This is a genomic window from Nonomuraea sp. NPDC001699 (assembly GCF_053596455.1).
The window spans coordinates 624,605-637,043 of the sequence record NZ_JBSFGF010000002.1 but is presented as its reverse complement, the minus strand read 5'-3'; the positions used below and the strand labels follow the sequence as shown (position 1 = coordinate 637,043).

Annotated in this window: 15 protein-coding genes; 7 read left to right on the top strand and 8 right to left on the bottom strand. The window is 71.1% G+C overall.

What is annotated here, in order from left to right; translation table 11 throughout:
* Window positions 1-23 precede the first annotated feature (23 nt).
* Window positions 24-962: an alpha/beta hydrolase gene (locus tag ACWCSU_RS08525; RefSeq protein ID WP_449934479.1), complete on the top strand. Its 939-nt coding sequence runs from the start codon at window positions 24-26 to the stop codon at window positions 960-962.
* The gene (locus ACWCSU_RS08520) at window positions 955-2,172 is read left to right on the top strand and encodes an acyltransferase family protein (protein WP_449934476.1); all 1,218 of its coding nucleotides are present in this window, start codon (window positions 955-957) and stop codon (window positions 2,170-2,172) included. Before ACWCSU_RS08525 ends, ACWCSU_RS08520 begins: the two co-directional genes overlap by 8 nt.
* A 6-nt stretch (window positions 2,173-2,178) precedes the next feature.
* Here the strand turns inward: ACWCSU_RS08520 and ACWCSU_RS08515 are convergent, their stop codons facing one another.
* A complete protein-coding gene (locus ACWCSU_RS08515; RefSeq protein ID WP_449934474.1) occupies window positions 2,179-2,664 on the bottom strand; it encodes a glutathione peroxidase in 486 nt (161 codons plus the stop codon).
* Window positions 2,665-2,851: 187 nt separating this feature from the next.
* On the opposite strand from ACWCSU_RS08515, the gene ACWCSU_RS08510 reads away from it, so the two are divergent.
* Both ACWCSU_RS08510 and ACWCSU_RS08505 read left to right on the top strand, forming a co-directional pair.
* A complete protein-coding gene (locus tag ACWCSU_RS08510; protein ID WP_364089708.1) occupies window positions 2,852-3,247 on the top strand; it encodes an aggregation-promoting factor C-terminal-like domain-containing protein in 396 nt (131 codons plus the stop codon).
* 477 nt (window positions 3,248-3,724) lie between these two features.
* Window positions 3,725-4,036 (top strand): aggregation-promoting factor C-terminal-like domain-containing protein, encoded by a 312-nt coding sequence (locus ACWCSU_RS08505; protein ID WP_357701299.1) that lies wholly within the window; start codon window positions 3,725-3,727, stop codon window positions 4,034-4,036.
* Window positions 4,037-4,079: 43 nt separating this feature from the next.
* Here ACWCSU_RS08505 and ACWCSU_RS08500 read toward each other — a convergent pair whose 3' ends face one another.
* Window positions 4,080-4,712 (bottom strand): TetR/AcrR family transcriptional regulator, encoded by a 633-nt coding sequence (locus ACWCSU_RS08500; RefSeq protein ID WP_357701301.1) that lies wholly within the window; start codon window positions 4,710-4,712, stop codon window positions 4,080-4,082.
* A gap of 88 nt (window positions 4,713-4,800) precedes the next feature.
* On the opposite strand from ACWCSU_RS08500, the gene ACWCSU_RS08495 reads away from it, so the two are divergent.
* A complete protein-coding gene (locus ACWCSU_RS08495; RefSeq protein WP_449934469.1) occupies window positions 4,801-5,919 on the top strand; it encodes a ferritin-like domain-containing protein in 1,119 nt (372 codons plus the stop codon).
* Between the two features lie 26 nt (window positions 5,920-5,945).
* Here ACWCSU_RS08495 and ACWCSU_RS08490 read toward each other — a convergent pair whose 3' ends face one another.
* Entirely contained in the window at window positions 5,946-6,425 is a 480-nt protein-coding gene (locus ACWCSU_RS08490) for a nucleoside deaminase (RefSeq protein WP_449934466.1), read from the bottom strand.
* A 220-nt stretch (window positions 6,426-6,645) separates the two neighbouring features.
* On the opposite strand from ACWCSU_RS08490, the gene ACWCSU_RS08485 reads away from it, so the two are divergent.
* Together ACWCSU_RS08485 and ACWCSU_RS08480 are read left to right on the top strand one after the other, a co-directional pair.
* Window positions 6,646-8,427 carry an ABC transporter ATP-binding protein gene (locus ACWCSU_RS08485; RefSeq protein WP_357701307.1) on the top strand — a complete coding sequence of 594 codons (1,782 nt, stop codon included), beginning with the start codon at window positions 6,646-6,648 and terminating at the stop codon, window positions 8,425-8,427.
* Window positions 8,424-10,256: an ABC transporter ATP-binding protein gene (locus ACWCSU_RS08480; RefSeq protein ID WP_449934464.1), complete on the top strand. Its 1,833-nt coding sequence runs from the start codon at window positions 8,424-8,426 to the stop codon at window positions 10,254-10,256. Before ACWCSU_RS08485 ends, ACWCSU_RS08480 begins: the two co-directional genes overlap by 4 nt.
* A gap of 36 nt (window positions 10,257-10,292) precedes the next feature.
* On the opposite strand, the gene ACWCSU_RS08475 is transcribed toward ACWCSU_RS08480, so the two are convergent.
* From ACWCSU_RS08475 to ACWCSU_RS08455, 5 genes are all read right to left on the bottom strand, one after another.
* Window positions 10,293-10,745, bottom strand: a complete 453-nt coding sequence (locus ACWCSU_RS08475; protein ID WP_357701311.1) for a hypothetical protein — start codon at window positions 10,743-10,745, stop codon at window positions 10,293-10,295.
* Window positions 10,746-10,919: 174 nt separating this feature from the next.
* Window positions 10,920-11,234: a hypothetical protein gene (locus ACWCSU_RS08470; protein WP_357701313.1), complete on the bottom strand. Its 315-nt coding sequence runs from the start codon at window positions 11,232-11,234 to the stop codon at window positions 10,920-10,922.
* Window positions 11,235-11,284: 50 nt separating this feature from the next.
* On the bottom strand, window positions 11,285-11,614 hold the full coding sequence (locus ACWCSU_RS08465; RefSeq protein ID WP_352324107.1) for a DUF202 domain-containing protein: 330 nt from the start codon (window positions 11,612-11,614) through the stop codon (window positions 11,285-11,287).
* Complete coding sequence (locus ACWCSU_RS08460; protein WP_357701315.1) at window positions 11,615-11,941, bottom strand: YidH family protein; 327 nt, start codon at window positions 11,939-11,941, stop codon at window positions 11,615-11,617.
* A 47-nt stretch (window positions 11,942-11,988) separates the two neighbouring features.
* Window positions 11,989-12,375 (bottom strand): hypothetical protein, encoded by a 387-nt coding sequence (locus ACWCSU_RS08455; protein WP_357701316.1) that lies wholly within the window; start codon window positions 12,373-12,375, stop codon window positions 11,989-11,991.
* Window positions 12,376-12,439 lie beyond the last annotated feature (64 nt).

The window sequence follows — 12,439 nt, the reverse complement described above, 5'->3', positions numbered from 1 at the left end:
CCGGCACGAAAGGGATATCCGCCATGGCCTCGCTCAGGAACCGTCTGCTCGCCGCGCTCGTCACCGCCTCGGTGGCGCTGCCGGCGTCCGGCGCGGGCGGGTCCGCCGGGGTGCCCGCGCCCGTTCCCGCCGCCGTGGCGCCGCTGCGCGCCGCGACCCCCGCCGCGCTCGCCGAGCGGTACGCCGCCGGCCGGACGGCCGTCCTGGCCGCCGAGCACACCGCCGCCGCGCGGGGGCACCACCTGCGGGCGGCGGCGCTGCGGGCGATGGCGGACCCGCCGCGCACGTTCCTGTCCTTCGACGGGCGTGACGGCGGCCGGACCGTGGAGGTCTTCGGCGACCTCGCCACCGCCCGGCGGATCGCCGTCCTGGTGCCCGGCTCCGACACGAACCTCGACCGGTACGGCCTCCTGCGCGCCGGCGCGACCCGGCTGCGCGAGGCGCTCGGGGACGGCTCGGCGGTCGTCGCCTGGGCCGGGTACCGCACGCCCAGCACGCTCAGCCTGGACGTGCTCACGCCCGCGCGGGCCGACGAGGCCGTGCCGGGGTTGCGGGCGTTCGTCCGGGAGCTGCGCGCGCTCAAGCCCGACGCCCGGCTGTCGCTGGTGTGCCACTCCTACGGCTCGGTGATGTGCGGACGTGCCGCGCCCGGCCTGGACGTGGCCGACATCGTCCTGATGGGCAGCCCCGGCGCGGGCGTCCCCGACGTCGCCGCGATGCGCACCCGCGCGGCCGTGTGGGCCGGGCGCGGCGGCGGCGACTGGATCGGCGGCGTGCCGCACACGCTGGTCGAGCTGCCGTTCGTCACGTTCGGGCTGGGGGCCGACCCGGTCTCGCCGGGGTTCGGCGCCCGCGTCTTCCCGGCGGGGGACGGCGGCCACAGCGACTACCTGCGGCCCGGCTCCCCCGCACTGACGGCCGTCGCCCGCATCGTCTCCGGAAAGGCCGCCCACGATGGCTGACTCCTCCCTGCCCGATTCCCCCCTGTCCACCCCCTCCCACCGCGCGCCCCGCGCCCTGCGCGGCCGCCCGTCGGACGGTCGGCGGGGGCTCGTCGCGCGGATCGAGGCCGGGACGCCGCCGGAGCGCGACCGGGCACTCGACGCCCTGCGGGCCCTGGCCATCCTCGGGGTGGTCGCCGGGCACTGGCTGGTGACCGCCGTGGTCACCGACAGCGGCAGCCTGCGCGTCACCAGCCCGCTCAAGGCCCTGCCGCAGCTCGCCCCGGTGTCATGGGCGTTGCAGATGCTGGCGATCTTCTTCCTGGTCGGCGGCCTGGTCGCGGCGAAGGGCTACACGTCGGCGCGGGCGGCGGGCATCGGGTACGGCCCGTGGCTGCGCGGCCGGCTGGGCCGGCTGTTCCGCCCGGCCGCGGTCGTCCTGGCGGTGTGGGCGGCGGCGGCGGTCGCGATGCTCGCCTCCGGTGTGTCGCTGGAGGAGGTCCGGGTGCTGGTCAGGATGGCCGTGGCCCCGATGTGGTTCCTGCTGGTGTTCGCCGCGCTGACGGCGGCCACGCCGCTGGTCGCCCGGCTGCACCCGGTCTGGCCGTTCGCGGCGGTCGTGGTCGCCGACGTGCTGCGGTTCGGGCCCGGCGGCCCGGCGTGGCTCTGGTGGGTGAACGTGGCGGCCGGATGGCTGGTGCCGTACTGCCTGGGCGCGGCCTGGGCCCGCGGGGAGCTGCGGAGCCGGGCCACCGGCTGGACGCTGCTGGCCGGCGGTGGAGCCGGGGCCGTGGCGCTGGTGGTGTGGGGCGGCTATCCGGCGACCATGGTCGGGGTGCCGGGCGCCCCGATCTCCAATCTGGACCCGCCCTCGCTCGCGGCCGTCGCCTACGGGCTCGCCCAGTGCGGCGCGGCGCTGCTGCTGCTCGGCCCGCTGCGCAGGCTGCTGCGCCGCCCCGCCGTGTGGGCGGCCGTGGCCGTCGCCAACCTGGCCGCCATGACGATCTTCCTGTGGCACCAGACCGCGTTGATCGTGGTCACCGAGCTGGGCCTGCTGGCGAGCCGGGTGCTGCCCGGCCCGCCGGGCGGCACCCAACTGCCCGGCCTGCACACGGTTCCCGACGGGTTCGGCTGGCTGGCGGCCCGGCTGGCCTGGCTGCCGGCGTTCGCGGTGGCGCTGCTGGTGTGCTGCGCCGCCTTCCACGCCTACGAACGCCGCGGCGCCCGCTAGAGCCCGCTAGAGCAGCTTCTCGATGGCCGAGACGACGGCCGGGTCGTCGGGGGTGGTGCGGGGACGGAAGCGGCCCACGACGTTGCCCTGGCGGTCGAGCAGGAACTTCTCGAAGTTCCACTGGACGTCGCCCGCCGCGCCCTCCTCGTCGGCGGCCTGGGTGAGCTCGGCGTAGAGCGGATGCCGGTCGGGGCCGTTGACGTCGGCCTTGGCCAGCAGCGGGAAGTCGACGCCGTACGTCGCCGAGCAGAACTCCTGGATCTCCTCCGCCGTGCCGGGCTCCTGGCCGGCGAACTGGTTGCAGGGCATGCCGACCACGCTGAAGCCGCGCGGGCCGAAGTCCTGCTGAAGCTTGACCAGGCCGGTGTACTGGGGGGTCAGGCCGCAGCGGGAGGCCACGTTGACCAGGAGCACGGCCTTGTCCCCGGCGAGGTCGCCGAGCGTGGTGGGGTCGTCCGCGAGGGTGCGGAGCGGGATGTCGCGAAGGCTCATGATCTGAAGCTTACAGAACGACGCCGGCCGCAGATTGTGACCTATTCCTCATTTTTCCCCTAAAACCCCTGAATATCCACTATTCGTGATCTTGTAATTTCTTCCGATTTTTCATGGTCAATTAGGAAAGAAGGTCGTTTGTCAGGCAGGGTGACGCGGTCCCCGTCACCTTCGAAAGGGAATCCGCATGCCCATGCTCCGCCGTACCGGTGTCCTGGTCCTGGCCGCCACTCTCGTGGCGGCGACCGGCACCACGGCCGCACAGGCGCAGACCTCCCAGAGCAGCGGCAGGAACAAAGCCATCGCCAAGTCCCTGCTCGCCCAGCGCGGCTGGGGTGCCGCGAGCTACGGCTGCCTGGTCAGACTCTGGGCCAGAGAGAGCGGCTGGAACCACAGGGCCGGCAACCGGTCGGGCGCCTACGGCATCCCGCAGGCACTCCCGGGCCACAAGATGGCCTCCTCGGGCGCCGACTGGCGCACCAACCCGCGTACCCAGATCAGGTGGGGTCTGGGCTACATCAAGCAGCGGTACGGCTCGCCGTGTCGCGCGTGGGCGCACTTCCAATCCCACAGTTGGTACTGAGTCAAACCCCAGGTATGTCCGCGTTTTTCCTCAAGGACATGCCATATGGGCGACGGGCAGGGCAATCCCGGCCCAGCGAGATCGCCTTTTATCCGAATTGAGCGCGCAAACTCCTGTCCTTCGCGTGTCGCGATCGCGGCCCGCGGTCACGGCCCGTAATAGGAATCGTGCTAGAGGACACGTCGTGGCGCCTTCCGGGCCGTCCAGCACGATCGGGCGGTACAGGATCCCGGGGGGCCGCGCGGACCCTCCGCGTCCGAGCCACGGACGCCGGACGGCAGGGCGCCCCCGCGGGGGCGCCCGTCCGCACGCGACCCGGAAGCAAGGATCGCCTTGGACAGCAAACGCGTGCTCAGCGGCACTCTTCTCACTATCAGCGCGTTCGGCGTCACGACCGGTGCGGCCTGGGCGGAGTCCCAGCCACCGATGATCAAGATGCGGACCTGGACAACGTCAGCGCAACCGAAGATCGCGGCCGTGAGGCCCGCCGGAAGAAACAAGAAGATCGCCCTGGGACAGGTCGTCCAGCGTGCGTGGAACTACCGGGAGTTCCGCTGCCTGGACAACCTGTGGACCAGAGAGAGCAATTGGAACCACCACGCGCTCAACAGATCGTCGGGCGCCTACGGAATCCCGCAGGCGCTGCCCGCGGGCAAGATGAGCGGCGCGGGCAAGGACTGGAGGTCCAACCCCGAGACGCAGATCCGCTGGGGCCTGGCCTACATCAAGGGCAGGTACGGCAGGCCCTGCGGCGCCTGGGGACACTGGAGATCGCACAACTGGTACTGATCTCCCGCTCCGGAGGGCACCCGGGCCCGCCTCGGGTGCCCTCCTACTGGCCCGCGTGCACCGCGATGGCCTGGATCAGCAGCTCGACCCCGAACTCGAACTCCGCCTCGTGGTCGCACTCGGTCAGCAGCGGCGCCAGCGCGCTCACCTCGGGGAACAGCGCCGGATCGACCTCGGCGGCCTCGACCGTGCGGCTGTGGACGGGCGCGAACGTGGGCGTCACGCCGACCTCGCGCAGCAGCGAGCCCACGATGAAGGCGATGAACATGCGCAGCATGCGGACCGCGTCCGGCCCGTCGAAGCCCGCGCCGCGCAGCGTGGCCAGCGCCCGCTCGACCGGCAGCAGCCCGGCGTGGGAGTGGAGCTGACGGCTGACCACCACCATGGTCGAGCGCGGATGGTGATGGGCGATCTGCCGGAAGGCGCGGGCCTGCGCCCGCACCCGGTCGGTCCAGTGGGCGTCGGGGTCGTCGGTGAACTCGATCCCGCTCAGCACGCTCTCGGCCACGCCGTTGAGCAGGGCGTCCTTGTTCGGCACGTGGTTGTACAGGGACATCACGCCGACGCCGAGCTCGGCCGCGATGCGGCGCATGGAGACCGCGTCCGCGCCCTCACGCTCGATGAGGTCGATGGCCGCGGCCACGATGCGCGGCCTGGACAAGGGCTCGGTGGTCATAGCTCATTCTATTGACGCACGTACACCGTACGTGCAAGGGTCGAGCCGTGGACGTACACCGTACGTAATCCCCCTCGCGGAGGTCCCTATGTCGACGCACGATCTCTACACCCTCCCCGCCGAGCTCTCCACCTGGGACGTCGGGATGGCCGGCGCCAGCCGGTTCACCTGGGAGTACGACGAGGGCCGCGATCGCATGCTGGCCTTGTACCAGAAGGGCAAGGACAAGCAGTGGGACTCGACCAAGCGCATCGACTGGGACCTGGAGGTGGACCCGTACAACGTGCTCGGCATCCCCGACACCACGATCGCCATCTACGACACCCCGCTGTGGCACCGGCTCGGCCCCCAGCAGCGCCAGGACGTCCGGCTGCACGGCGCGGCCTGGCAGTTCTCCCAGTTCCTGCACGGCGAGCAGGGCGCGATGATCTGCTCGGCCCGGATCGTGGAGTCGGTCCCCGACCTCGACTCCAAGTTCTACGCCGCCACCCAGACCATGGACGAGGCCCGCCACGCCGAGACCTACGCCCGCTTCCTCCAGGAGAAGGTGGGCCTGGCCTACCCGATCAACGAGCATCTCAAGGCGCTGCTGGAGAGCACGCTCAGCGACTCCCGCTGGGACATGCCCTACCTCGGCATGCAGGTGCTCATCGAGGGCCTGGCCCTGGCCGCGTTCGGCGTGATGCGCGACATCACCACCAAGCCGCTGCCCAAGCAGATCCTCGCGTACGTGATGCAGGACGAGGCCCGGCACGTCGCCTTCGGCCGCATGGCGCTGCGCGACTACTACCAGAACCTGTCGGAGTCCGAGCTGCGCGAGCGCGAGGACTTCGTCATCGAGGGCTGCTACCTGATGCGCGACCGGCTGCGCGGCGCGGAGTCCTGGGAGCACCTGGGCCTGTCCAGGGCGGAGACCGACGAGGTCATGCGGGCCACCGACCAGTCGGAGTACCTGCGGCTGTTCCGCTCGCTGCTGTTCAGCAGGATCGTGCCGTGCGTCAAGGACATCGGGCTGTGGAGCCCCCGGCTGCAGCAGGCGTACGCCGACATGGGCGTGCTGGAGATGGCCGGCCAGTCGCTCGACGCCCTCATGAAGCAGGACGAGGACATCGCCGACCAGCTGGACGCGGCCCGCTTCGCCGCCGAGGAGTCCGAGCGGCACGCCGAGGTCGCCGACACCATCGCCCTCGGCTCGACCCCCCCCTGACCGGCGGCGGGCCGAACGGCCTGACCTCAGCGTCCGCCGTGGAAACGCCGGTGCAGCGCGTGCACCTCGTCGGCCAGCTCGGGGACGGGCCCGTCCACCGTCACGCCCGGCGCGACGGCGTTGACCGGCAGCGTGCTCACCGGCGGCGCCGGCACGCCCAGCTCGCCCAGCCAGTCGGCGAGCTGGGCCGACGACGCCACGTAGACGATGCGTCCCAGCCCCACCCAGGCGTGGGCCGCCGCGCACATCGGGCAATGCTCGCCGGAGGTGTAGACGGTGGCCGCCGCCCGCTCCGGCGGGGTCAGGTTGGCCGCCGCCCAACGTGCCAGCTCGAACTCCGGGTGCCGGGTGCGGTCGCCGCCGGCCACCCGGTTGTGGTCCTCGGCCAGCACGGCGCCGTCCCCGGCGACCAGCACCGACCCGAAGGGCTCGTCGCCCGACTCAAGCGCCTCGGCGGCCAGCTCGACACAGCGGCGCAGGTACGGCAGTTCACTCTGGTCGATCATCACGACTTCCTGTCCGGTGAGAAATGGTGAGCGGAAAGGACAGCCCCGTTGGCCTACGCCGCACCCGAGCCGCAGGTGGACGTGTTGCCCGGCCGCCGCGACGGTGGCGGAGGCGGGGCCGGCGGGCAGGTCATGGGGGTCTCGTTTCCGCACGTTACCTGCAGAAACCCCCACATTTACCGCAAAAAATGGGTTGATCCCACGTATTAACCTGGATGGGATGCCTCCCGATACTGACACACCTCGCCGTCCCCTGCTCTCCTCCAACTCCCTGTGGCGGATGAAGTCCTACCTCCGCCCGTACGCCGCCAGACTGGTGCTCATCTGGCTGGCCGCGATACTCAGCATCGCCGCGAGCATCGCGCTGCCCCTGATCAGTGAGAAGGTCATCGACGGCCCCGTGACGCGGGGCGACTCCGACGGGCTGCTCCCGCTCGGGCTCATCGCCCTGGGCGTGGGCGTCGTGGAGGCCGGGCTGATCTTCCTGCGGCGCTGGACCCAGGTCAAGCCCGTCCTCGGGCTGGAGACCGCGATCCGCGACGACCTCTACGAGCACCTTCAGCGCCTGCCGATGGGTTTCCACGGCGACTGGCAGTCGGGCCAGTTGTTGTCGCGGGCCACGACGGACCTGTCCACGATCCGCCGCTTCCTCGGCTTCGGCATGCTCTTCCTGGTGATGAACGTCCTCCAGCTCATCACCGTGACCGTGCTGCTGCTGAACAAGTACTGGCCGCTCGGGCTGCTGGTGCTGGCCTCGGCCGTGCCGATCGTGTGGACGTCCCTGCGGTTCGAGAAGCGGTACATCAAGATCTCCCGGCAGGTCCAGGACGAGCAGGGCGACCTCGCCACGCTCGTCGAGGAGTCGGCCATCGGCATCCGTACGATCAAGGCCTTCGGCCGCCGCCACCACGTCTACGACCGGTACGACGAGGCGGCCCGCAAGGTGTACGGCAGCTCGGTCGACAAGGCCAACCTGTCGGCGAAGTTCTTCGCCTTCCTCGAAGTGATCCCCAACGTCACCCTCGCCCTGGTGCTGCTGCTCGGCGCCCTCGCGGTGGGCTCCGGCTCGATGACGCTGGGCACGCTGGTCGCCTTCACCACCCTGATGCTCCAGCTCGTCTGGCCCATCGCCAGCCTCGGCTACATCCTGGCCATGGCCCAGGAGGCGATGACCTCCGCCGACCGCGTCATGGAGGTCATGGACACCGTCCCGGCCATCGAGAGCGGCACCCGCACGATCGAGCTGCCCCGCGGCCACCTGCGGTTCGAGGGCGTCGGGTTCACCTTCCCCGGCGCGGACGGGCCGGTGCTGCGGGACGTCTGGCTGGACGTGCACCCCGGCGAGACGGTGGCCGTCGTCGGCGCGACCGGCGCCGGCAAGACCACGCTGACCGCGCTGGTGCCCCGGCTGATCGACCCCACCGTGGGCCGCGTCACGATCGACGGCGAGGACGTGCGCGCCCTCGACCTGACCACGCTGCGCTCGCTGGTGGCCACCGCGTTCGAGGAGCCGACGCTGTTCTCGATGAGCGTGCGCGAGAACCTCATGCTCGGCCGGCTCGACGCCACAGAGGAGGAGCTGGCCGACGCCATCCGCACCGCGCAGGCCGGTTTCGTGTACGACCTGCCCTGGGGCCTCGACACCCGCATCGGCGAGCAGGGCCTGTCGCTGTCCGGCGGGCAGCGGCAGCGGCTCGCCCTGGCGCGGGCGGTGCTGAGCAGGCCGCGGGTCCTCGTCCTCGACGACACCCTGTCCGCGCTCGACGTGGAGACCGAGGCGCTGGTGGAGGAGGCGCTGCGGCACGTCCTGCGCGAGGCGACCGGCATCGTGGTCGCCCACCGCGCCTCGACCGTGCTGCTGGCCGACAAGGTGGCGCTGCTGCGCGACGGCACCATCACCCACGTCGGACGTCACCACGAACTGCTGGCCGACGTGCCCGAGTACCGCGAGCTGCTGGCCCAGGACGCCGACTTCGACCCCTCGGAAGGAGCGCTGCGATGACCACCGCCCCCGTCTCCTCCTGGCGCGGCGTCGCCTCCGAGGAGCAGGACGAACTGCCGGAGAAGGTCTCGGTGCTTCTGCGGGAGCGCTCCCGCAGGCTGCTCGGCGACCTGCTGCGCCCGTACCGCAAGCCCATCGCGCTGCTCACGGCGATCATCGTCGTCTCGAACGCCGCTGCGCTCGCGATCCCGTACCTGGTCAAGGTGGGGATCGACGACGGCATCCCGCCGATGACCAGGGGGTCCGGGCCGGAAATCCTGCTGATCGTGGTCGGGGTGATCCTGGCCGCGGCCGTCACGCAGGCGCTCACCCGGAAGGCGTTCCTGCGCCTGTCGGGGAAGATCGGCCAGAGCGTGCTGCTGGAGCTGCGCAGGCGGGTGTTCGACCACTTCCAGCGGCTGTCGCTCAGCTTCCACGAGAAGTACACCTCGGGCCGGGTCATCTCCCGGCTGACCTCCGACATCGAGGCCATCTCCGAGCTGCTCCAGTCGGGCTTCGACGGGCTGGTCAAGGCGGTGCTGACGATGTTCGGCACGGCCGGCCTGCTGCTGATCCTCGACGTGCACCTCGGCCTGGTGGCGCTGGTCCCGCTGCCGCTGCTGCTGCTGTTCACGCGGTGGTTCCGGCGCCAGTCGGTGATCGTCTACCGGCGGACGCGGGAGACGGTCGCCCTGGTGATCGTGCACTTCGTGGAGTCGATGACCGGCATCCGCGCGGTGCAGGCGTTCCGCCGGGAGCCGCGCAACCAGGAGATCTTCGCCCAGCTCAACGACGACTACCGGGACGCCAACGCGCGCAGCATGCTGCTGGGCGCGGAGTTCATGTTCGGCATCAAGCTGATCGGCAACCTGACCGTGGGCGGGGTGCTGCTCTACGGCGGCTACCTGGCCATCAACGACGAGGTCACCGTCGGCGTGCTGGCCGCGTTCCTGCTGTACCTGCGGCAGTTCTACGAGCCGATGCAGGAGCTCAGCCAGTTCTACAACACCCTGCAGTCGGCGGGCGCGGCCCTGGAGAAGCTGTCCGGGGTGCTGGAGGAGGAGCCGGGCGTGCCGGAGCCGCGGCGGCCCGAGGCGCTGCCCCAGCCGGCCCGCGGCATGGTCCGCTTCGAGGACGTCCGGTTCGCCTACGTCGAGGAGATGCCGATCCTGCCCGGCCTCGACCTGACGATCCCCGGCGGGCAGAGCGTGGCGCTGGTCGGCGCGACCGGCGCGGGCAAGACCACGCTGGCCAAGATGATCTCCCGCTTCTACGACCCGACCGCGGGCCGCGTCCTGCTCGACGGGGTCGATCTGCGCGACCTGGACGAGACGACGCTCCGCCAGGCCGTGGTCATGGTGACGCAGGAGAACTTCCTGTTCAGCGGCACGGTCGCGGACAACATCAGGTTCGGCCGGCCGGACGCCACCGACCGCCAGGTCCGCGAGGCGGCCAAGGCGATCGGCGCGCACGAGTTCGTCGCCGGCCTGCCCGACGGTTACGACACCGAGGTCGGCAAGCGCGGCGGACGCATGTCGGCGGGCCAGCGGCAGCTCATCGCGTTCGCCAGGGCGTTCCTCGCCGACCCCGCGGTGCTCATCCTCGACGAGGCCACCTCCAGCCTCGACGTGCCGAGCGAGCGGCTGGTGCAGCGGGCGCTGCGCACGATCCTCGCCGACCGCACCGCGCTGATCATCGCCCATCGGCTCTCGACGGTGGAGATCGCCGACCGGGTGCTGGTGATGGAGGCCGGCCAGGTCGTCGAGGACGGGCCGCCCGACCGGCTCATCGCCGCCTCGGGCCGCTTCGCCGGGCTGCATCGGGCCTGGCTGGAGAGCCTGAGTCAGTGATCCGGGACACCATCGGCCCGCCGCGCGGGCGGCGGGCTAATGGTGGACGGGCGTGACGGCCACGAGGCTCCGGTAAAGCTCGTACCCGATGAACAGGGCGACGGGCACCCCGATCGCGACGAGCAACCGGCCGGCCAGGGGCGCCCCGGGCAGGGGCGCCTTCCGCTCCTCCAGCGGCGGGCCGGACGCGGTGCCGAACCCGGGCGTGAGCTCGGGCAGCAGCGCGGGCAGCACTTCCGGCTCAGGCCGCAGCTCGGGGTGCCTGGCCAGGTAACCGCTGGGGAACGACGTCACGTGATAGCCGCCGCATCCCGGGCAGCACGCGCCCGACGAGGGAGGTTGCACGGCAACGCCGGAGCTGAGCCAGATCTCGACCTCGTTGCCGTGGTCGTCGGCGAAATGCCGGACGACGAATTCCTCCTCCCAGACACGCAGACAGCGAAGGCACTCGAAGGGCCAGGTCTCGCGGGTCTCGAACCCGTCGCGCACGAGGATCACCCCCGGCTGGGATTCGGTGGTCTAGGTGGTCTAGACCTGAGTCTGCGCCTGACCGCGCGCCTCCGCAAGGCGTAACTTATGACACTTCAAGCTACGAAACGCTCACCAAGTGTCATGGTTTACCGGCGATTTTCGCTACTTGTCCGCCCACCTCCGGGACCGGCGTCAGTACGGACGTCGCGGCGGAACCGGGCTGAGCAGCGGCGTCGCGTCCGGCACGCCGGGTTCGGCCGCCCGGAAAAGCTCCGGATGACGGGCCAGATACCCGGCCGGGAACGTGGTGGTCTGCTGACAGCCGCAATGCGGGCAGATCACCCCGGACGACGGCGGCGGCACCACCAACCCGTCCCTGAGCCAGATCTCGGCGGCGTTCCCGTGCTCGTCGTCGACGTGCCTGACGAGGTAGTCCTCTTCCCAGACGTGCCAGCAGCCGCGGCACTCCAAGGGCAGGGTCCTGCGTTCTTCCTCCACTGAGGTCACCCCCTCCCTTCGAGTGTCCGCCTCCCCTCCCGCCTGCCGCAAGCCGGGGGTCACCGAACCGTGAGCACGAAGGTGGCGGCCCCCAGCACGACGCTGAGGGTGCCGAGCCAGGCGAACAACGCGTCGAGACCCGCGTCGATGGGCCGTCCGCCGTGCAGGGCCTCCTGGACCCGGCGGAACCGCACCCCGGTCCTGATCAGCAGGACGGCGCCGCAGAGTGCGGCCAGCGCGAACCCCGCGACGGCCACGGCGGGCAGGCCGTGGCGCACCGCGAGCCCGGCGGCGCCGAGCCCGCCCGTGGCCAGCGCCACGGCGGTACGCACCCAGGCGAGCCGGGTGCGCTCGCTCTGCAGGCCCTCGTCCCAGATCTCCTGTGACATCTACACCGACAGGATGATGAGGACGAGGGCGATGACGGCGACGGTGGCGACGCCGTACCCGAAGACGGCCGCGAGGGCGGGCGGCGGGAGCGGCGCCTGGTTGCGCAGGGCGCGCTGGATGTTGCGCCAGCGCGGATAGGCCATGCCCGCGGCCAGCGCGGACAGCGACACGAGCATGACGGCCAGCACTGTGCGGACCCATGGCACGAACACGTCCGCGGGGACCGCCGCCATGGCCACCCCGCCCGCGCTGAGCGCCAGCGCCGTGCTCAGCCACGTGAGAAAGGTGCGTTCGTTGGCCAAGGTGAAACGCGGGTCGGGCTCCATGCCTTATATGGTAATTCGTCCCCTTTTCCCCTAGAGAAGCCGGGATTTCAGCTGCACGCCTTGGCGACCTGCTGCGCGTAGTCGACCGCTTCGCCGGCCACCTTCTGGGCCGCGTCGACGGCGTCGTTGACGTTCTGCACGTCGATCCCGCTCAAAGTCTTGGCAAGATCTTCGCTGGCCTGCTTGAGCGTGGTGTTGGCGGCCTTGTCGGCCACGTCGTTGAGCTTGCCCGCGGCGTCGTCGAGCGCCTTGTCCATGGCCTTGGGGTCGTCGGTGAGGTCCTTGACCTTGGCGGCCAGGTCGGTGACGATCTTCGGCGCCTCCAGGCACGCCTGGGCCTTGTCGATCGTGTCGTTGACCTCGCCGCACCCGGCGGCCAGGACGCATACGGCGAAGAGCGCCAGGGGAACGAACCGGCTCTTGATGAGTCGCATACCTCGACCTTACCCAGCGCTCCTGGGCACGCGGCGGCCCCGAAACCCTGGGAATCCCCTGATC

Bases quoted from the DNA above. Each gene is read 5' to 3' on its own strand.
- ACWCSU_RS08455 (WP_357701316.1), bottom strand. From the start codon at position 12,375: ATGCGACTCATCAAGAGCCGGTTCGTTCCCCTGGCGCTCTTCGCCGTA.
- ACWCSU_RS08465 (WP_352324107.1), bottom strand. From the start codon at position 11,614: ATGTCACAGGAGATCTGGGACGAGGGCCTGCAGAGCGAGCGCACCCGG.
- ACWCSU_RS08500 (WP_357701301.1), bottom strand. From the start codon at position 4,712: ATGACCACCGAGCCCTTGTCCAGGCCGCGCATCGTGGCCGCGGCCATC.
- ACWCSU_RS08485 (WP_357701307.1), top strand. From the start codon at position 6,646: ATGCCTCCCGATACTGACACACCTCGCCGTCCCCTGCTCTCCTCCAAC.
- ACWCSU_RS08510 (WP_364089708.1), top strand. From the start codon at position 2,852: ATGCCCATGCTCCGCCGTACCGGTGTCCTGGTCCTGGCCGCCACTCTC.
- ACWCSU_RS08525 (WP_449934479.1), top strand. From the start codon at position 24: ATGGCCTCGCTCAGGAACCGTCTGCTCGCCGCGCTCGTCACCGCCTCG.
- ACWCSU_RS08495 (WP_449934469.1), top strand. From the start codon at position 4,801: ATGTCGACGCACGATCTCTACACCCTCCCCGCCGAGCTCTCCACCTGG.
- ACWCSU_RS08515 (WP_449934474.1), bottom strand. From the start codon at position 2,664: ATGAGCCTTCGCGACATCCCGCTCCGCACCCTCGCGGACGACCCCACC.
- ACWCSU_RS08460 (WP_357701315.1), bottom strand. From the start codon at position 11,941: ATGGAGCCCGACCCGCGTTTCACCTTGGCCAACGAACGCACCTTTCTC.
- ACWCSU_RS08480 (WP_449934464.1), top strand. From the start codon at position 8,424: ATGACCACCGCCCCCGTCTCCTCCTGGCGCGGCGTCGCCTCCGAGGAG.
- ACWCSU_RS08490 (WP_449934466.1), bottom strand. From the start codon at position 6,425: ATGATCGACCAGAGTGAACTGCCGTACCTGCGCCGCTGTGTCGAGCTG.
- ACWCSU_RS08520 (WP_449934476.1), top strand. From the start codon at position 955: ATGGCTGACTCCTCCCTGCCCGATTCCCCCCTGTCCACCCCCTCCCAC.